General features: G+C 50.4%; 19 protein-coding genes. 1 reads left to right on the forward strand and 18 read right to left on the reverse strand.

What is annotated here, in order from left to right:
* Window positions 1–129 precede the first annotated feature (129 nt).
* From prmC to EDM55_RS16255, 15 genes are all read right to left on the reverse strand, one after another.
* The gene (gene prmC, locus EDM55_RS16190; RefSeq protein WP_122960788.1) at window positions 130–1,026 is read right to left on the reverse strand and encodes a peptide chain release factor N(5)-glutamine methyltransferase; all 897 of its coding nucleotides are present in this window, start codon (window positions 1,024–1,026) and stop codon (window positions 130–132) included.
* Window positions 1,010–2,086, reverse strand: coding sequence for a peptide chain release factor 1 (gene prfA, locus EDM55_RS16195; RefSeq protein ID WP_122926482.1), 1,077 nt, complete (start codon window positions 2,084–2,086; stop codon window positions 1,010–1,012). The genes prmC and prfA overlap by 17 nt, the downstream gene beginning before the upstream one ends.
* A gap of 163 nt (window positions 2,087–2,249) precedes the next feature.
* On the reverse strand, window positions 2,250–2,747 hold the full coding sequence (locus tag EDM55_RS16200; protein ID WP_092268295.1) for a sporulation protein: 498 nt from the start codon (window positions 2,745–2,747) through the stop codon (window positions 2,250–2,252).
* An 81-nt stretch (window positions 2,748–2,828) separates the two neighbouring features.
* A complete protein-coding gene (locus tag EDM55_RS16205; RefSeq protein WP_092268296.1) occupies window positions 2,829–3,401 on the reverse strand; it encodes a thymidine kinase in 573 nt (190 codons plus the stop codon).
* Between the two features lie 28 nt (window positions 3,402–3,429).
* Complete coding sequence (locus tag EDM55_RS31020) at window positions 3,430–3,816, reverse strand: FAD-binding domain-containing protein (RefSeq protein WP_246071019.1); 387 nt, start codon at window positions 3,814–3,816, stop codon at window positions 3,430–3,432.
* A complete protein-coding gene (locus tag EDM55_RS31025) occupies window positions 3,806–4,441 on the reverse strand; it encodes a deoxyribodipyrimidine photo-lyase (protein WP_246071020.1) in 636 nt (211 codons plus the stop codon). Before EDM55_RS31025 ends, EDM55_RS31020 begins: the two co-directional genes overlap by 11 nt.
* Window positions 4,442–4,548: 107 nt before the next feature.
* Window positions 4,549–4,749, reverse strand: coding sequence for a 50S ribosomal protein L31 (gene rpmE, locus EDM55_RS16215; protein WP_055745712.1), 201 nt, complete (start codon window positions 4,747–4,749; stop codon window positions 4,549–4,551).
* A gap of 104 nt (window positions 4,750–4,853) precedes the next feature.
* Window positions 4,854–6,119, reverse strand: coding sequence for a radical SAM family protein (locus tag EDM55_RS16220; RefSeq protein ID WP_092268297.1), 1,266 nt, complete (start codon window positions 6,117–6,119; stop codon window positions 4,854–4,856).
* Between the two features lie 70 nt (window positions 6,120–6,189).
* A complete protein-coding gene (locus EDM55_RS16225; protein WP_373863335.1) occupies window positions 6,190–7,077 on the reverse strand; it encodes a peptidoglycan DD-metalloendopeptidase family protein in 888 nt (295 codons plus the stop codon).
* Window positions 7,078–7,162: 85 nt separating this feature from the next.
* A complete protein-coding gene (gene rho, locus EDM55_RS16230; RefSeq protein WP_092268299.1) occupies window positions 7,163–8,443 on the reverse strand; it encodes a transcription termination factor Rho in 1,281 nt (426 codons plus the stop codon).
* Window positions 8,444–8,489: 46 nt separating this feature from the next.
* Window positions 8,490–9,446: a class II fructose-bisphosphatase gene (gene glpX / locus EDM55_RS16235; RefSeq protein ID WP_092268300.1), complete on the reverse strand. Its 957-nt coding sequence runs from the start codon at window positions 9,444–9,446 to the stop codon at window positions 8,490–8,492.
* A gap of 30 nt (window positions 9,447–9,476) precedes the next feature.
* Window positions 9,477–10,760 carry a UDP-N-acetylglucosamine 1-carboxyvinyltransferase gene (murA, locus tag EDM55_RS16240; RefSeq protein ID WP_092268301.1) on the reverse strand — a complete coding sequence of 428 codons (1,284 nt, stop codon included), beginning with the start codon at window positions 10,758–10,760 and terminating at the stop codon, window positions 9,477–9,479.
* A 79-nt stretch (window positions 10,761–10,839) separates the two neighbouring features.
* Window positions 10,840–11,484, reverse strand: a complete 645-nt coding sequence (fsa, locus tag EDM55_RS16245; protein ID WP_092268302.1) for a fructose-6-phosphate aldolase — start codon at window positions 11,482–11,484, stop codon at window positions 10,840–10,842.
* 15 nt (window positions 11,485–11,499) lie between these two features.
* The gene (gene fba / locus EDM55_RS16250) at window positions 11,500–12,354 is read right to left on the reverse strand and encodes a class II fructose-1,6-bisphosphate aldolase (RefSeq protein WP_092268303.1); all 855 of its coding nucleotides are present in this window, start codon (window positions 12,352–12,354) and stop codon (window positions 11,500–11,502) included.
* 98 nt (window positions 12,355–12,452) lie between these two features.
* Window positions 12,453–12,827, reverse strand: a complete 375-nt coding sequence (locus EDM55_RS16255) for a response regulator (protein ID WP_049740841.1) — start codon at window positions 12,825–12,827, stop codon at window positions 12,453–12,455.
* A gap of 160 nt (window positions 12,828–12,987) precedes the next feature.
* On the opposite strand from EDM55_RS16255, the gene EDM55_RS16260 reads away from it, so the two are divergent.
* Window positions 12,988–13,782 carry a lipid II flippase Amj family protein gene (locus EDM55_RS16260; protein ID WP_122960790.1) on the forward strand — a complete coding sequence of 265 codons (795 nt, stop codon included), beginning with the start codon at window positions 12,988–12,990 and terminating at the stop codon, window positions 13,780–13,782.
* Between the two features lie 69 nt (window positions 13,783–13,851).
* Here the strand turns inward: EDM55_RS16260 and pyrG are convergent, their stop codons facing one another.
* The 3 genes from pyrG to icmF form a co-directional block, all read right to left on the reverse strand.
* Window positions 13,852–15,453, reverse strand: a complete 1,602-nt coding sequence (gene pyrG, locus EDM55_RS16265) for a CTP synthase (protein ID WP_092268305.1) — start codon at window positions 15,451–15,453, stop codon at window positions 13,852–13,854.
* Window positions 15,454–15,658: 205 nt separating this feature from the next.
* Window positions 15,659–16,219 (reverse strand): DNA-directed RNA polymerase subunit delta, encoded by a 561-nt coding sequence (gene rpoE, locus EDM55_RS16270; RefSeq protein WP_092268306.1) that lies wholly within the window; start codon window positions 16,217–16,219, stop codon window positions 15,659–15,661.
* 320 nt (window positions 16,220–16,539) lie between these two features.
* Window positions 16,540–19,791, reverse strand: coding sequence for a fused isobutyryl-CoA mutase/GTPase IcmF (gene icmF / locus EDM55_RS16275; protein WP_122960791.1), 3,252 nt, complete (start codon window positions 19,789–19,791; stop codon window positions 16,540–16,542).
* Window positions 19,792–19,808: the final 17 nt, after the last annotated feature.

The raw sequence follows: 19,808 nt of genomic DNA on the forward strand, positions 1-19,808 counted from the left end.
CCCTCTTGTACTGTGCTAGTCACGCTCTTTTTCTCTATAGCACCAGTATGGGCAGAAGGTTCTGAATTCAAACGGCAGATCGAAAATATTCTGAACGAATCGGAAAGAAAAAGGCGAGCAAACGAGTCGCTATCGTCTTACGCCGATGACTACCCGCTCTATGCCCGCCAAATCAGGTACAACATGCACTTCATCAATAACGCCGGATGCCTTCATCAGATCCGCAACATCACGTGCCTGATGAATACCCACCTCATAGGCAACCAGTGCTTTTTTCTTTAAAAGAGCTGGCAGTGCCTCGCACAAACGTCGATAGCAGTCCAGTCCATCTGTTCCACCATCCAAAGCCAAGCGTGGCTCGTGCTCGAGTACTTCCGCATCCAGCTCATCAACATCTGCACTTGGAATATACGGCGGATTGGATACGAGGATATCTACCTGCTCCCCGGCAGCGAGCAACGGCTGCACCAGATCCCCTTGCAAAAAGCGAACGGCAGCTCCTAGACGCTCCGCATTTTCCTTGGCGATCACAGTCGCGTCCAAAGACAAATCCACGGTCGTGACCTTCCAGCTAGGCCGCTCGCAGGCAAGTGTAATGCAAATGGCACCACTGCCTGTGCCGATATCTGCTACAGTCAAAACGTCAGCCTCGTCCCCCTGCCACAGCTTGGCCGCATGCAGGAGCACCTGCTCCACCAAGATTTCCGTTTCCGGGCGAGGAATCAGCACACCAGGACGCACATGAAACAGCCGACCAAAAAACTCCTGCGTGCCAAACATATACTGCAAAGGCTCGTGCTGGGCACGCCGCAAAAGCAGCTCATCCAGCTTCTCTATCGCCCCTGGAGGAATCGGATCCATCATCGCAATCAGGAAACGGGTACGGTCCCAGTCCAAGCAATGGCGAATCAGCAGCTCTGCCTCAAACACCGGATCATTTGCCCCATGCTCACGCAAAAAGGAAGAAGCCCGTGTCAGGGCTTCTCGAATCGTCGTGACAGTAGACCAATCAAGCTGTGTTTGCATGGCTTTTCAACAGCTCCGTCTGTTCGTGCATGATCAGGTTGTCGATCACTTCATCCAACTCGCCTTCGAGAACCGATTCCAAACGATGCAGCGTCAAGCCGATACGGTGGTCGGTTACACGGCTTTGTGGATAATTGTACGTACGGATACGCTCGCTTCGGTCACCAGTACCCACCAGGCTCTTGCGGTTGGCATCTACTTCAGCGTTTTGCTGCTGCATATAAAAATCGTACAGGCGAGCACGCAATACTCGCAATGCTTTATCTTTGTTAGAGTGCTGCGACTTTTCGTCCTGACAGGAAACCATGATCCCTGTAGGAAGGTGAGTCACACGAACGGCAGACTTGGTGGTATTAACGCTCTGTCCACCCGCACCACTGGAACAGAAGGTATCGATGCGAATGTCCTTGTCGTGGACTTCTACTTCTACTTCCTCTGCTTCAGGCAGAACGAGAACCGTAGCTGTCGAGGTATGGATACGACCGCCGGACTCGGTTGCCGGGATGCGTTGCACGCGATGCGCTCCGCTTTCAAACTTCATTTTGCTGTAAGCTCCGCGACCACTGAGCGAAAACACGATTTCTTTGTACCCGCCGATGTCAGTAGGGCTAGCCTCCAGGACCTCGATCTTGAAGCCGTTGCGCTCTGCAAAGCGTGTGTACATGCGGAAAAGAACCGCAGCAAACAATGCAGCCTCGTCGCCACCTGCAGCACCTCGAACCTCCACGATCACGTTTTTCTCATCGTTTGGATCCTTCGGCAAGAGCAGGATTTTCAAGCGCTCTTCCAGCTTTTCTTTACGCGAAGCCAGCTCACTGATTTCGAGCTTGACCATTTCGCGCATTTCATCGTCCAGTTTTTCCTCCAACATGGCCTTGGCATCTTCCATCTGGGATACAACTGATTTATATTCACGGTAAGCCGTCACGGTTTCTTCCAGGGAAGACTGCTCCTTGGACAATTCACGCAAGCGCTTTGTGTCACTAATGACGTCGGGGTCACAAAGGAGATTGGTCACTTCTTCAAAACGCTCTTCAACAGCAGATAAGCGTGTAAACACTGTACTTCACCCCAATCGTAAAAAATACGAAGATCAATCATAACAGATAAATTATAGGAGGAAACCGGAAATAAGTCAAAGCGCATTATTTTACTGGAAAAAGGCTTCCAGTCGCGCAAAAACAGGCCCGGCAATGCCGAGCCCTCCATTTAGTCTCGCTATGTCAGCGATGAAAACCTTCATTTGAGGTGATGTGGAAATCATAGCGAGGAATTTTCTGCTTCAGTGCATCGATGACCTGCTTCTCAATGTTTCGAGCTTGACTTGCCGTCACGTTGTGCACGAGATCAAGAGTAACATATGCGTTTCCGCCGTTTAGTGTGATACGCGCATTTTCCACGCCAGGAATGGACTTCGCCATCGTCTCCATATTGTTCAGATCAACCTGATACCCACGGGTCTGATTATGTCCAATGATCAGGTTCGGATTTTGGTTTCTCCCCATCAATCCATCACGGTCTTCCGTAGGAGTAGCCGCACGATGGAGAACATCACCGCTTTGTTCCCCTTTTATGGTCGTATTGTGTTGACGATCGAGATTTTGCGTTCCATAGCCCTTCTCCTGCGTCATCGTCCGGTTGCATCCGACAGTCAGCACAGACGCGAGAGCCGCCACGCAAAGCACCGCCATCGAGCTTTTCCAAAAAGGCAAGCATCGCATGAAAAAGCCACCTCCTGTTTTGCCTTAGTCTGCACATCACATCGAATGCTCATGCACGGCCAAAAGAGAGGTGGCGTTGACTTAAAATCCCGGCGGGTGGTAGTAGTGACGACGGCAAACACTGCTGTACGTATCATTGCCAGCGATCTCGATCGTCTCTCCGGCATACACCGGTTTTCCATTTTTAAATTTGAGGATGTGCGTTGCCTTTTTATTGCAGTAGACACAGACGGTCTTGATTTCTTCCACCTTGTCTGCCTCACAGAGCAATGCAGCACTTCCTGGGAACAGTTCGTTTTTAAAGTTTTTCAGCAAGCCGTAGACAATTACAGGGATACCCAGCTTGTCCACAATCGCAACGAGCTGATCGACATGGTGCTTACCGATAAATTGTGCTTCATCGACCAGCACACAGTGGGGCTTCAGCTCCTCTGCCGCCACAATTTCATACAGGTCGGTTTCATCCGTTATCGGATAAGCTTCCCGGCTAATCCCTACACGAGACGCCACTTTTCCGACGCCAAAGCGATCGTCTACCGCTGGCGTAAACACCATCACTTTTTTACCAGATTGCTCGTAATTGTGAGCGACAGTCAAAAGCTGAATCGATTTGGAAGCATTCATTGCTCCGTAACGAAAGTAAAGTTGTGCCACGATTCTATCTCCCTTTATCAAGAAGTCATTACTCCGTCTTTGTCAGATGCCGGTCCCTTGCCTCCTGAAACAAGGTCAGGGCGAGCTTCCTTCTTTGCGCATGGTCTACGCACGGCGGCGGATAGTCCAGACCGATGACGCATCCTGTTTGCTCCTGTAAATGCAGCGGCATTTCCCACGGTTTATGGATATATTGTAGAGGTACATGCTGCAGCACGGGAAGATATTTTTTTACGAAGGCTCCATCCGGATCAAATTTCTCCCCTTGGGAAACTGGGTTGAAAATGCGGAAATACGGCTGTGGATCTGTCCCGGTAGAGGCGCTCCATTGCCATCCACCGATATTTGCCGCGTCATCGCAATCGATTAGCTGCCTGGAAAAATACGCCATCCCCACTCGCCAATCAACCAGCAAATGCTTCTTCCCCAAAATGCGAAGGCTTCCATTGCTCCCCGAGCGGTTTCTTTCGACCGAATTGCTCTACAACAGGTGCCTTCTCACTAAATAACTCTGTGATCCCGTCCCAGGCTGGTAACTTTTCAGCCATTGGGTAGAGTCTGTCTTTCGGAAGCGTCTGCCACACTCTCCGAAACGGCGTAAAGACGGCATACGCCTTTCCCTGCTTGTTCATAATTTCCCCTGGCTCATGCAACACCAGATCTTTGCACGCCTGAACAAATACTCCTTTTGAACGGAGGGCCATCTCCACCTGCTCATCACGGCTTCGTGCAAAAGGAGAGTAGTCCCGGTTGTAAAACAGCTTGTCCGCCCCGGTCTCCTGAATCAGCTGTTCGAGCACCTGCAAAGGCTCCCCGTGACGAATGATTAAACGGCTGCCCACATGCTCCAAATTTTTCCCCAGAGCACTCACGGCCGACAAAAAGGCATGCAGACGCCGATCTCCCACCGTCTCCGAGCGGCAAAAACGATCCTCGAGAATACATACGGGAACGATGTCCTCGCCCGTTTGCACTGCTTTATGTAGCGCTGCATGATCATGCAGGCGCAAATCACGCCGAAACCAGACGATGGCTGTCATCAAATGACCTCCTGCTTTGTTTCGCTGTCTATGCCCTATTCGAAATATTCCTAAGAAAAAACAAAACCAGGCAGATTGCTCTACCTGGTTGCTCCAATCCTTTCCAATTAGGAAAGATTGTATTTGCGTTTGAAACGGTCTACACGGCCGCCAGCATCCACGAATTTTTGTTTACCGGTGAAGAAAGGATGGCAGTTGGAGCAGATCTCCACTTTCAGCGCTTGCTTCACAGAACCGGATTCAAATTCGTTACCGCATGCACATGTTACTTTCACAGTGTTGTACTGTGGATGAATACCTTGTTTCATCTAAATGCACCTCTTTCCGCCCTGAATCGTTTGCCGAAACAGAGTTATATAAACACAGTAAAAATAGTAGCATGCCAACGTCGCAAATGCAACAGGTTGCCCGCTTAGGCCATGTTTTTCCTGCGGCGCAATTGCTCCGGTGGGATGTGTGTAAACGACCCGATTACAACGTCTGGCAGCTCTTCCTGATAAATCTCGATGGCTTGCTTCATGCCAAACACCTCACCCTGAGCCTTCGGAATCATGGCCAAATAGCTCTCTGGATCAATATTTAGATTGCGCATCTGAATCAATTTGATTCCGGTTCGACGGATGAAGTTAATCATTGCTTCCATTTCTTCTTCACGGTCGAAAACACCTGGGAAGCACAAGTAATTGATGGACGTATAGACACCCTTGGATGCCGCATATTCGGCGGAACGCGCGACATTCTCCAGCGTGTAGTTGCGCGGGCGATAGTAAGCGTTGTAATGCTCGTCAATCGCACTGATGATGCTGACACGCATAAGGTCCAGACCCGCGTCCACAATTCCTTTGATGTGGTCGGTCAGCCCTGCGTTGGTGTTGATGTTGATGTAGCCCATGTCTGTTTGCTCCCGCACACGGCGCATCGCAGGAACAATGATGGAAGCCATCGTGGACGGCTCCCCTTCACAGCCTTGTCCAAAGCTGATGATGCTCTCCGGCGTTTGCAAGTGATGCAGCATGACCTCTACCAGCTCTTCCTCTGTCGGCTTGAAGTTCATCCGCGTCTGAGGGGACGGAAATCCGCTGTCTTCGGGCTGCTCGGAAATACAGCCGTAGCAGCCGGCATTACAGGTATAAGAGACAGGCAAGCTGCCTTCCCAACGATGGAAGAAGTTGTTGGAAGCCGTCAAGCATTCGTACTCCAACGCACAATGGGACAGATGGTTCAAGATCCGATTTTGCGGAAATTGCTCCAGCGTTTTTTCTACGCGCTGACGCAGCTCGTCCATCGGAAAGTTGAGCGGATCCCATTTATAGATGTCATCACTCGATCTGCCCGCTACCCAGAAGCTGCCATCTTTCCACACAACTGCGGAATAGCCAAAGAGTGGCAGCTTGCTGTCCTTGTTTGATTTCACATACCCAGGGAGCAGCAGCCGTGTAATTCCTTGAGGAACAAGTGCTCCCACCGCCGTGCAACCGTCCAGCTTCACCATTTCACCCGTCTTTGGATCCATCCCGATCGGAACGGTATCTGGCAGGCTGACCAAGGTCGCGCCTTCTGGCAGTGGAATCAGCTCTTCCTCCAGGATTTCTGTCAATATATCACCGTTACGTGCCACCGAAAGCAATCCCGGGTGGTCGTAGACATTACCTTTTTCATCTGCGTACACTAAATACATGGGAAAATCGCCTCGCTTCTTTGCTTTGCCCATTGTAACGCATAGAAAAAGTAAAGTAAATTGCAGGAGTTTACCTGCCCAGATATGGCAGTGGATTGATCGGCACATCGTCCTGCCTGACCTCAAAATGCAAATGATATCCCGTCGAGTCTCCCGTATGCCCCATGTACCCGAGCATTTCACCTGCATCTACCGATTGTCCAGGCGCCACGATAATGCTGCGCATATGGGCATAAAAGGTTTGCAGCCCGTCTCCGTGGTCAAGCACCACCATCCTGCCGTAGCCCGAACGGTTCGCCCCTGCCTCTACTACAACTCCTGATTTTGCCGCATAGATCGGAGCCTTGGCTTCGCTTTGATTCCACAGGTCCACTCCTTTATGCGCCTTTCCCCATCGCACTCCAAACCCACTGGTGATCGTCGCCTCTTTCACCGGCCATTCCATGCGCTCCCTGATTCGCCCGATCACCTGTCGACTGGCTGCCTGTGACGTATTCCTCTTTTGCTGGAGGTCTTCTGCTTGCAAAGACGGCTCACCCACAATCGGGACATACACAACCTGTCCCACATATAGGTTGTCCGACAGCCACCTAAGCAGCGGATTGCGGTCTATCAACAATTCCCGGCTGACGCGATAACGACTGGCTATGTAGTTGAGCGTTTCCCCTCGTTTTACGATATGCTTCACCTCGTCTTTGCTAATGATGAGCTTCATTCCGACACTGACGAAATTGGGATTATTGATTTTGTTCATTTCTACCAGTCTTCTTAAAGTAAGACCGTAGCGCTGGGCAATACCCGAGAGCGTATCTCCCTGATTGACGGCATATACCATGACATTACTTTTGGATGAAGCATCTGATTTAGCCAAGCCTGCATACGGATTGAACGCTTGAAACAAAGCTTGTTCCACGACCGTTCTTTTGGCTTCGTCCAGACTCTCGATCGGAGCTGGCATCTGCTCGAATGGCACAGAAAACTCCTCCTTCGTTCAAATTCTATTTCCTACCGTATGCGTGCCTGGACAAAAAAATGACGGTGAGTCATGAAGAACTCACCGTCGTATTAGCTGCTTTTCCGCGTCCTTGCTTGGATTCAAGCGTTTGCAAAAATTCATCGTTGGTTTTCGTATCCGCGAGCTTTTTGATAAACGAATCAACAAACTCGTTTGTCTCGTTCATGTTCTTGCGGATCATCCACAACTTGTCCAGCTCTTCCTTGGATAGCAGCAGCTCTTCACGCCGTGTACCGGAACGACGAATGTCGATCGCCGGGAAAATACGACGCTCTGCCAGCTTCCTGTCCAAATGAAGCTCCATGTTTCCTGTTCCTTTAAATTCCTCGTAAATGACATCGTCCATCCGCGATCCGGTTTCTACCAGCGCAGTCGCCAGGATCGTCAGGCTGCCGCCTTCCTCAATGTTGCGTGCCGAACCGAAGAAGCGCTTGGGACGATGAAAAGCTGCCGGATCAATACCACCGGAAAGCGTCCTGCCGCTTGGAGGAATAACCAGGTTGTAGGCCCGAGCCAAACGCGTGATGGAATCAAGCAAAATGACAACGTCCTTTTTATGCTCGACCAGACGTTTTGCACGTTCCAATACCAGCTCAGCCACTTTGATATGATTTTCAGGCAATTCGTCAAAAGTAGACGCTACGACTTCACCTTTGACGGAGCGCTGCATGTCTGTTACTTCTTCGGGACGCTCATCGATGAGCAGCACAAACAAATGAATATCAGGGCGACTCTCCGTGATGCTGTTAGCGATTTCCTTTAGCAGCATGGTTTTCCCTGCTTTTGGTGGAGCCACGATAAGTCCACGCTGACCCAATCCAACAGGGGAGAGGAGGTCCATCAGGCGGGTGGAAACACGCTCAGGTGAGGTTTCCAGGACAAGCTTGGTTTGAGGATACAACGGCGTCAAAGCGGGGAAATGCAAACGCTCTGCAGCTGTTTCGGGGTCTTCTCCATTGACTGCTTCTACTTGCAAGAGGCCGAAATATCGTTCGTTCTCTTTCGGCGGTCGCGCCTTACCCGATACTACGTCTCCCATCCGCAGATCAAAGCGTCTGATCTGCGATTGGGAGATGTAGATGTCCTCGGAGCTAGGGAGATAGTTGATCGGGCGCAGGAAGCCATACCCTTCCGGCAGGATATCCAGCACGCCCTCCATAAACATGAGACCGTCTTTCTCCGCTCTGGCACGCAATATAGCGAAGATCAATTCCTTCTTCTTTAACTGCGAATAGTAAGGAATGTGATACTCTTTGGCCAGCTTGTAGAGATCGGTCAGCTTCTTTTCTTCTAGTTCAGAAATTAACATACATCCACCACTCTTTATTTACTCTTTCTACTCATTGGAGCATCTATTACAGCGTCGGCTTTCTTTCCAAACGATGGTTGCCTTCGATAAAACGGACGGTTCCCGTTTTTGCACGCATAACCACCGAATTCGTCGTTGCACGAGTACCTTGGAAACGCACACCCTTCAGCAGCTCCCCATCGGTAACACCAGTTGCTGCAAAAATGGCATCGTCACCTTTCACCAAGTCGTTCATGAAAAGAACTTGATGCGGGTTCTGCAGGCCCATTTTCATACAGCGCTCGATTTCCTCCTGGCTTTGCGGCAACAGCTTTCCTTGGATTTCTCCGCCCAAGCATTTCAGAGCGACAGCAGCCAGCACTCCCTCAGGCGCACCACCGGAACCGAACATGATATCTACGCCTGTATCAGGGAAAGCTGTATTGATCGCAGCAGCCACATCCCCGTCTGAAATAAGGCGGATGCGGGCACCTGCCTCGCGGATTTCGTGAATAATCTGTTGATGGCGTTCCCGGTCGAGCACGATCGCTACCAAATCGCTGATATCTTTCCCCTGTGCTTGGGCAACAGCTTTCAGGTTGTCGCGAATCGGTGCATTGATATCAATTTTGCCTACTGCTTTTGGTCCTACTGCTATTTTCTCCATGTACATATCAGGAGCATGCAGCAGATTGCCGCGGTCCGCAATGGCAATAACAGAAATAGCCCCCCACGTACCTTTTGCGAGGATATTGGTTCCCTCCAGCGGATCAACGGCCACATCGACAGCAGGAGCTACACCCTGACCCAAACGCTCCCCAATGTAGAGCATCGGCGCTTCGTCCATTTCCCCTTCACCGATGACGACGATTCCGTCCATCGGTACCTTTTCAAACTCTTTTCTCATGGCCGTTGTTGCTGCATCGTCAGCCTCATCTTTTTTACCGAGTCCCATCCAACTAGCGGATGCCAATGCTGCTGCCTCGGTCACACGTACCAGTTCAAGTGTTAAGCTGCGTTCCATTCTGGAAGACTCCTCTCCTGGTTGATCTATTTAGCGTTGATGATTTTCCGAGCGATGCAAGCCTACTCTTTGTACATCGGCTCCTAGTGTTTGCAACTTTCCTACCAAATTTTCATATCCACGATCAATATGTTCCAATCCTTCCAGCTCGGTTACGCCATTCGTCGCAAGGCCAGCGATGAACAAAGCAGCTCCCGCCCGCAGATCAGAGGCAACTACCTTAGCACCGTTCAGGCTGCTTCCACCTTCTATCACGGCGGATCTGCCCTCTACCTTCAAATTTGCCCCCATGCGTCTCAGCTCGTCAACATGACGAAAACGGGAGCTGTAAATGTTGTCGGTGACGATGCTGGAGCCTTTTGCCATCGTCAAAAGGGTCGTGATCGGCTGTTGCAGATCTGTCGGGAATCCTGGATAAGGACTTGTTTTCACATCAATGGAACGGTAGCCCTTTTGGCCGATCACTTGAATGCAATCGTCCATTTCCACTACTTCCGCTCCTATTTCACGCAGCTTGGCTGTCACGGACTCCAAATGCTTGGGGATGACATTCTCCACCAGAACATTGCCGTTTGTCGCAGCGGCTGCAATCATATACGTACCTGCTTCGATCCGGTCAGGGATGATCGTATGGCGACAGCCACGCAGGAATTCTACACCCTGAATGCGGATCATGTCAGTCCCGGCACCTTTGATATTGGCTCCCATGTTGTTCAACAGGGTGGCTACATCGACAATCTCCGGCTCACGGGCTGCATTTTCAATAATGGTCACGCCGTCTGCTTTGGCAGCAGCGAGCATGATGTTAATAGTAGCGCCGACACTGACAAGGTCAAGGTAGATCCTCGCGCCTTGGAGTCGGCCATTTTTTGCTTTGATCGTCATGACGCCGTTCTTGTTTTCCACTTGGGCGCCCATCGCTTCAAAGCCTTTGATATGCAAATCAACCGGACGCGGACCCAGATCACAGCCACCCGGCAAGCCTACTTGTGCCTCTCCAAACTTGGCCAGCAAAGCGCCCCACAAATAGTAGGAGGCTCGCAGTTTTTTGATGCGGCCGTTAGGCATCAGCATAAGCTTCATCGCCCGACCGTCTACTTCCATCCAGTCTTCTTCAAACAATACATCGGCTCCCATTTCCTGCAGGAGCTCAAAATAAATGTCCACGTCCTGAATACGGGGCAAGTTTTCGATGACGACTGGCCCATCTGCCAGAAGCGCTGCCGGAATCAAGGCTACCGCGCTGTTTTTTGCTCCGCTGATGGTTACCGTCCCCGCGAGCGGTTTCCCACCATTGATGATTAGCTTATCCATGCTCTGCTCTCCTCAGGCGTAATCGGGAAAGAAGCACCTTCCCCAGTGGAAAAGGTGCTCGAAACTGTAACGTCCGATCTTATTTTTGCATGCTTGCCCAGTCAGCGAGGAATTTTTCCAAACCGCTGTCTGTCAGAGGGTGGCCAATGATTTGCTTAAATACTTTTGCTGGGATGGTAGCGAAATGCGCTCCGCGTTTTGCCGCTTCCGTCACATGAACAGGGTGGCGAACCGACGCTGCGATGATTTCTGTTTCAATCCCATGTACGGAGAAAATCTCAGCGATATCGTCAATCAGCGTCATGCCGTCCTGACCAATATCGTCCAGACGTCCCAGGAACGGAGAAACGTAGCTCGCTCCTGCACGTGCAGCCAGCAGTGCCTGGTTCGCGGAAAATACCAGCGTCACATTGGTTTTAATTTTCTTTTTCGCAAAGTACTTCGCTGCCTTCAAGCCTTCTGCCGTCATCGGGATTTTGATCACGATATTCTTCGACAGGGAAGCCAGCTTTTCGCCTTCTTCGATCATGCCCTTCGCATCGGTGCTGATGACCTCAGCACTGATCGGACCATCTACAATGTCGATAATTTCTTTCAACGTGTCGATGAAATCTCTGCCTTCCTTGGCAACCAGGGAAGGGTTGGTGGTTACGCCTGCAAGTACGCCCCACTCGTGAATCTCACGAATTTCATCAACGTTTGCTGTATCTATCAGAAAACGCATGGTTATCCTCCTTGGTTACGCGCGGTTGCTACTGCCGAACAAGCGCATTTTTCCTTTAACTACTTCCTTGATCGCGTCGCGAGCAGGGCCCAGATATTTGCGCGGGTCAATCTCGTTCGGTTTGGCAGCGAGCACCTTGCGTACCGTTTCGGTGCATGCTACTTGAGACTCTGTGTTCACATTGATTTTACCAACGCCCAGGCTGATGGATTTCACAATCGCTTCATCCGGAACGCCAGAACCACCGTGCAGTACGATTGGTGCGCCGATGTTGCTTGCTACTTTTTCAATGATGTCGTAGCGGATTTTCGGAACGCCTTTGTACATGCCGTGAGCAGTACCTACAGCGATCGCTACATAGTCTACTTTGGTCTCTTCCCAGAAGCGGATTGCTTCCTCAGGATTTGCCAGAGTAGCGTCTTCCTCATCCACAGACAGGTCGTCTTCTACCCCGCCGATAGTGCCGAGCTCGCCTTCTACAGAAACGCCTACAGCGTGAGCAGCCTCGACAACTTGTTTCGTCAGGCGGAGATTGTCTTCAAAAGAGTGGTGGGAACCATCAAACATAACAGAAGAGAATCCTGCACGAATGCACTTCATAACCATGTCAAAGTTGCTACCGTGGTCAAGGTGCAATGCAACGGGGACACCGGCACGCTCCGCCGCCACTTTTGCGATGGCTACGGTGTAATCAATGCCCATGTATTTAAGAGCCCCCTCAGACACACCGAAAATCACAGGCGATTTTTCTTCCATCGCTGCTTCGGTAATTGCTTGAGTGAACTCCAGGTTGTTCAGGTTGAATTGTCCGACGGCGTATTTATGCTTTTTGACGTCTTCGGTAAAAGCGGTCATAGGTACGAGTGGCATTTTCGTAAATCCTCCTCTAGCAAACTTCAATACTGTGGCTTATTATACCACAGTCACTGGCTTGTTAACAGGTACGCATGTCTGGGATACAACCGGGACTAACATGCTAATTGCTGATGTACCGCCATGCGCAATTCGTCGATATCAAACGGCTTGGTAAAGTGCGTCAATGCACCCAGCTGGGTCGCTTCCTTTATCATGTCCAACTCACCGTACGCAGTCATCATAATGACCTTAATATCTTGGTTGATTTTTTTGATGTGCTTCAAAATCTCGATTCCATCCATACCCGGAATCTTCATATCGAGAATTACCAGATCAGGAGACTCCTTTTCTACAATCTCCAGCGCCATTTTTCCGTTAGCTGCCTGAAATGTCTTGTAACCTTCCTTACCCAATACTTCGTATAACAAGATGCGGATTCCGTACTGATCGTCGACTACCAATACTTTCTTATCATGCTTGTCCAACATCTGATTATTCCCCCCCTGACCTATGCCTTTTCCTTAACGACATTAGTTCGCCTAAATTTAGGAAACTCCTTCCTGAATCTCGTTGAAATTTTCCTGCCCTCGAGCTATCGAGTATAATAGGAATACTATTTTTCCCACTTAGTGAGGAGCCGAGAACAAAATGGACGCTGTTTTGCTGATATGCCTTTTGACATTTATAATCCATACCACAGAGACATTGTCCTACGCCGTGCGCTTTGCTGGCGTACAGTCGGGGAGACTCGCCGTAGCTCTGTCACTCGTCGGAATTATTTTGCTGCTGTCTCGTACATCCAATCTGATTCAGGGCCCTTTTACCGGAGGGTTGATTGACGAAGCGGCTCTCACCCATACCGATCCAAGTCTCAAGCTGCACCTGATCGTCGCCGCCGCTTCTCTTGGGACTTGTTTCTCGATTCTGCTTTTTCCCACTGCCGCCCAGCTATCCAAACGGGTGATTGCCCGGCTGGAGCTCGCTGGCTCCATTCCCCAAATGCTTCGCACGGCCGTTACCATCGACAGTTTGCGGAGCGTACGGCATCACGTCAGGGTCCCGACTTTGAATGTCCTCGCACGCTTTCAGATCAAGGGAGTTCCCAACCGGCTGTTACTTCTCAATTGCCTGGGAACAGGCATTTACACGAGCAGCATCCTGTCTGTTTTATACGCTACATTGCTCGTACCCGACTACAAAGCGACCGTCCTGATGTCCTCTGGCCTGATCAACGGGTTCGCCACCATTTTCATGACGATTCTGGTCGATCCGCAGGTAGCCCTCATGACGGAAAAAGCCATGCAAGGCAAGTCCTCGCTGGAGTCCATTCGCGATATGTACATGTGGCTGATGATTAGTCGTTTTTTTGGAACCTTGCTTGCTCAGGTCCTGCTGATTCCTGCTGCTTACTGGGTAGCCTGGATCACTCCGCTTTTTCATTAAATAAATATGCTTTTCCAGCAAAAAGCACCTGCGATTTTTCCTTCGCAGGTGCTTTTTTATCGAAAACGATTATTTTTGGTTGGTCAGCGCAGCTTTGACAAAGTCACGGAACAATGGCTGCGGACGATTTGGACGGGACGTAAACTCTGGGTGGAACTGCGTAGCTACGAACCAAGGATGCTCAGGAACTTCCACGATTTCAACCAGTCTTCCATCCGGCGTCGTACCTGCGAAACGCAGACCCAATTCGGCCAGTTGAGGACGGTATTCGTTGTTCACTTCATAGCGGTGGCGATGGCGCTCATATACCACCGTGCTGCCGTATGCCTGCTCGGTCAAGCTGCCTTCTTCAACCTTCGTTGGACCTACACCCAAACGCATGGTGCCGCCTTTGTCCTCGATTTCTTTTTGCTCTGGCAAGAGATCGATAACTGGATATGGCGTTTCCGGATTGATTTCGGAGCTGTTGGCCAGATCCATGCCAGCAACGTGACGGGCAAATTCAATAACGGCGATCTGCATACCCAGGCAAATTCCCAGGAATGGTACTTTATTTTCACGAGCGTAGCGCGTCGCGATGATTTTTCCTTCGATACCACGATCACCGAAACCGCCTGGTACGAGGACACCATCTACATCACCCAGCAATTCGCTGACGTTTTGCAAGGTGACTTCTTCTGCGCTTACCCATTTGATGTCGATTTTGGAGTCAATGGCATATCCGCCATGATAAAGCGCCTCTGCAACAGACAGATAAGCGTCGTGCAGCTCCACATATTTACCAACAATCGCGATGCGAGTAGTTTTGGACAGGTTCTTGATTTTGCCTACGAGCTGTTTCCACTCCGTCATATCTGCTTCCTGACAAGTCAAGCCAAGATGGCGGCAAACGTAATCGTCGAGGCCTTGTGCCTGCAATTGCAATGGCACGTCATACAGCGTTTCTGCATCGATACATTCCACAACTGCGTTTTTATCGATATCACAGAACAGAGCCAGCTTGTCTTTCATTTCCTGGGTCATCGGTTGCTCTGTACGTGTAACGATGACGGTTGGCTGGATCCCCAGGCTGCGCAGCTCTTTTACACTGTGTTGGGTTGGCTTTGTTTTCATTTCACCTGCTGCCTTGATGTAAGGAACAAGTGTTACGTGAATGTACATGACATTCTCGCGGCCAATATCGCTTTTGATTTGACGGATTGCTTCCAGGAAAGGCAAGCTCTCGATGTCGCCCACGGTTCCACCGATCTCCGTGATGACCACGTCCGCTCCTGTTTCACGACCGGCACGGAATACGCGCTCTTTAATTTCGTTCGTGATGTGCGGGATTACCTGTACGGTTCCACCCAGATAGTCGCCACGGCGCTCTTTGGCGATTACGGAAGAGTAAATTTTACCGGTCGTTACATTGGAGTTGGAGCTCAGGTTGATGTCGATAAAGCGCTCGTAGTGCCCCAGGTCCAGGTCGGTTTCTGCTCCGTCATCCGTAACGAATACTTCCCCGTGCTGATATGGACTCATGGTACCCGGGTCCACGTTAATGTATGGGTCAAACTTCTGGATGGTAACCTTCAGTCCCCTATTCTTCAGGAGTCGGCCCAGAGACGCCGCTGTAATCCCTTTTCCCAACGAGGATACGACCCCGCCTGTCACAAAAATATACTTCGTCATCGTTTACGTCCCCTCTTTCCCTAATCCTCAAGATGATGATAAATCGTATGAAGACGGCTCCAAAAAAAAGAAAAAACAAAAGCGAGTCCTATCCCGTTTAGCAGTGGGGTAGGGGCACTTTTGTTTTATAGTTTCCCATATTTGATCCTTCTTCATGTGAAGCCCAAGGAGTATTTTATCTGTCCCTCAGACGGAAGTCAAGGACTTATAATTTCTCGTCTTCTTCCTCTTCAGCGTCGTCTTCCAATTCCTCATCTTCTGCTTCCTCGCCCTCGAACAGCTCTTCTTCTTCATCGAGCTCTTCTTCGTCGATTTCAGCATCAATTTCCTCTTCTTCGATCTCTGCATCTTCGTCCACGAAGTCTTCTTCGTCTTCAAAGATAACCACATCGTCTTCCTCGAATTCTTCGACGATGTCGTCTTCGGTATCGTAGTCGTCGAAATCGTCGTCGAGGATGACTTTTTTCTTCTTGGTTCCGCCGCCCTCTTGTGTTTCTTCGACAGTGTCGGTAGGGTACCAGCGTTTCAGACCCCAGATATTGTCACCGAGGCAAACGAAACGGCCGTCAATATTAATTTCTGTGTATACTTGAGCGATGATCGCCATGAGCTGTTCCTTCGTCATCTTGCGAACGGCAACCAGTTCATCCATCAGCTCGCGGAAGTTGTAAGTTCGATTGGTTTGACGCAAAATTTCATAGGCAATGTCAACCAATGCCATCTCACTCAGTTTCTCGGAATCAACATGAGCAAATAATTGACTCACTCAGGGCACGTCCTTTCCATTGAAAACTATGGGATACCATACGGCCGTCACTTCAATGTGAGGCGCGGCTTTGTATAGGTAAATCTACAATAATGTCGGATTCTTCGATTGTACAACATACGAAGGCTAACATACAGTATTCCTTATTTTAGACGAAAATGCAAGGCTTTCAAACAGGCCGGCAAATATATTATTCGCCCCCGTTTTCCCCTGGCAAAACCGGGCTGTTTTCGCCTGGTAATGACAAAGCAGATCAAAGGAGAAAGCAAAAGCGGCCAGTGATCATCACCAGCCGCTCTTTCTTGCAGAAAAAAGCCTTCTTACATGTTTCTGCGGTATTGTCCCCCTACTTCATACAGGGCCGCACTGATTTGCCCCAGAGAAGCTACCTTGACCGTTTCCATCAGCTCTTCGAAAATGTTACCTCCAGAAGTCGCGACCTCCTGCAAGCGACGCAGAGCCGCTCCAGATTGCTCGCGATGCTTTTCCTGGAAGGCACGCAGATTCAAGATTTGCTGTACCTTTTCTTCTTCTGTGGCACGAGCCAGCTCGATCTCGTAGTCTTCCTCTGACGAGTTTGGATTGATAAAGGTGTTGACCCCGATAATTGGCAGTTCACCCGTATGTTTTTTCATTTCGTAGTACATCGACTCATCCTGAATTTTGCCCCGTTGGTACTGAGTCTCCATCGCTCCGAGAACACCGCCACGCGAGCTGATCCGCTCAAACTCCTGCATAACGGCTTCCTCGACCAGATCAGTGAGCTCGTCGATGATGAAAGCACCCTGCAACGGGTTTTCGTTTTTCGCGAGGCCCAGCTCCTTGTTGATGATCATCTGAATAGCCATCGCGCGTCGCACCGAGTTTTCTGTCGGTGTCGTGATAGCTTCGTCGTAAGCATTCGTGTGCAAGGAGTTGCAGTTGTCATAAATTGCAACCAGCGCCTGCAAGGTTGTACGGATATCGTTGAAGTCCATCTCCTGCGCGTGCAAGGAACGGCCTGACGTCTGGATGTGGTATTTCAGCTTCTGGCTGCGGTCATTTGCGCTATAGCGGTTTTTCATAACAGTTGCCCAGATGCGTCGTGCCACCCGTCCAATCACGGTATACTCGGGGTCGAGTCCATTGGAGAAGAAGAACGACAGATTCGGTGCAAAATCATCGATGTTCATGCCGCGGCTCAAATAGTACTCGACGTACGTAAAGCCGTTGGCCAGCGTGAATGCCAATTGGGTAATCGGGTTCGCCCCAGCTTCTGCAATATGGTAGCCCGAAATCGACACGGAATAGTAATTCCGCACCTTTTTATCAATGAAATACTGCTGGATATCGCCCATCATCCGCAGGGCGAACTCCGTAGAGAAGATGCAGGTGTTTTGACCCTGGTCTTCCTTCAAAATGTCAGCCTGTACGGTACCTCGGACCGTGGAGAGCGTGTACGCCTTGATTTGCTCGCTCTCTTCAGCAGTTGGCTGACGTCCTTCGCGCTGCACGAAAGCTTCCATTTGCTGTTCGATTGCCGTATTCATAAACATCGCCAAAATCATCGGTGCAGGACCATTTATCGTCATCGACACAGATGTGCTTGGCGCGCACAGATCAAAGCCTGCATACAGCTTTTTCATGTCATCCAGCGTACAAATGCTCACACCGCTCGTTCCGATCTTGCCGTAGATATCCGGACGGTAATCCGGGTCTTCTCCGTAAAGAGTAACCGAGTCAAAAGCGGTACTGAGCCGTTTCGCCTCGTCATTTTGCGAAAGGAAGTGGAAACGTCTGTTGGTCCGCTCTGGTGTCCCTTCTCCCGCAAATTGGCGCTTTGGATCTTCTCCTTCTCGCTTGAACGGGAAGACGCCAGCCGTGTACGGAAACTCTCCTGGTACATTTTCTTTCAGGGACCATTTCAAGATTTCGCCCCAATCCTCGTACTCAGGGACGGCCACCTTGGAGATACGCGTACCGGACAGCGATTCACTGAACAGCTTCGTCACAAGCTCCTTGTCGCGGATTTTGGTCACGAACTGATCCTGCTTATAGGCAGCTTTGAGCTTTGGCCATTGCGCGAGAATTCGTTTGCACTCTGGATGCAGCTTCTCCTCGAACAGCTCAATCTGTTTATCCAAGACAGCTGCTACCTCTTGTGCCGAAGCTTCCCCTGAAGCCAGGAGCGTCTCTTTCGCCCCCTGCAGCTGGAACAGCTTACGTGCGATGGTGGATTGCTCATCCGTGTATTGACTGTATTTCCGAACGGTATTGGCGATGTCTTGCAAGTAGTTGATCCGCTCTGTCGGAATCAACGAAGTTTTATGAATTTTAACAGGAGTCGTATCCAATCCCTCAACCGACCAGTCTACTCCTGTCTTTTCTACGATTTTGTGCATCAGTGCCGCAAACAGGACGTTTGTACCCGGATCGTTAAACTGACTGGCGATCGTTCCGTACACTGGCACTTTTTCATCCGGCAGCTCGAACAGCTGGTGGTTGCGGCGATATTGCTTTCGCACCTCACGAAGGGCATCCTCGGAGCCTTTTCGCTCGAACTTGTTGATGGCAATCACGTCCGCGAAATCGAGCATATCGATTTTTTCCAGCTGCGATGGTGCACCGAACTCACTGGTCATGACGTACATGGATACGTCGCACACATCCGTAACCTGCGCGTCGCCCTGACCGATCCCACTCGTCTCCACGATAATCAAGTCAAAATGGGCAGCCCTTGCCACGCGGATCGCATCCTCCAGCGCCGCAGACAGCTCCATGCCCGATTTGCGGGTAGCCAAGCTGCGCATGTACACACGAGGTGTGTTGTTGGCATTCATACGGATGCGGTCGCCTAATAGCGCTCCACCCGATTTTTGCTTGGATGGATCGACAGATAAAATCGCAACGGTCTTGTCCGTATACGTTCGAATAAAGCGTCGAACCAATTCATCTGTCAGCGAGCTTTTCCCTGCTCCCCCTGTACCGGTAATCCCCAGCACCGGGATCATCTCCTGCGGCTCTGGTACGCTGTTTTTGATTGGCTCTACCCACTCCGGCTGGTCAACGGCATATTCCGCTACAGAAATGAGTCGGGCCACGGCTTTATGATTTTGATCGCGAAGCGCTTGTACTTCATCGTTCAGCTGTTTGACCGTCGGAAAATCGGACTGCCGGATCATGTCATTGATCATCCCCTGCAATCCGAAGTTGCGGCCATCATCTGGCGAATAGATTTTACAGACTCCGTACTCTTCCAACTCCCGAATCTCGCGTGGAACGATCACGCCGCCCCCGCCCCCAAAAACGCGGATATGCTCAGCTCCTCGTTCTTTCAACAAATCAATCATGTACTTGAAATATTCCACATGACCGCCCTGATAGGAGCTGATGGCAATCCCTTGCACATCCTCCTGAATCGCTGCGGTAACTATATCATCAACAGAACGGTTGTGACCCAAATGGATGACTTCCACCCCTGAAGACTGCAAAATACGGCGCATGATGTTGATCGAGGCATCGTGACCATCGTACAAGCTGGCGGCGGTCACAAAACGAACTTTGTTTTGCGGACGAAAAACTTCTGTTTCCATCGTTCCACTCTCCCCGA

The organism is Brevibacillus centrosporus, assembly GCF_003710815.1.
Classification (GTDB): domain Bacteria; phylum Bacillota; class Bacilli; order Brevibacillales; family Brevibacillaceae; genus Brevibacillus; species Brevibacillus centrosporus.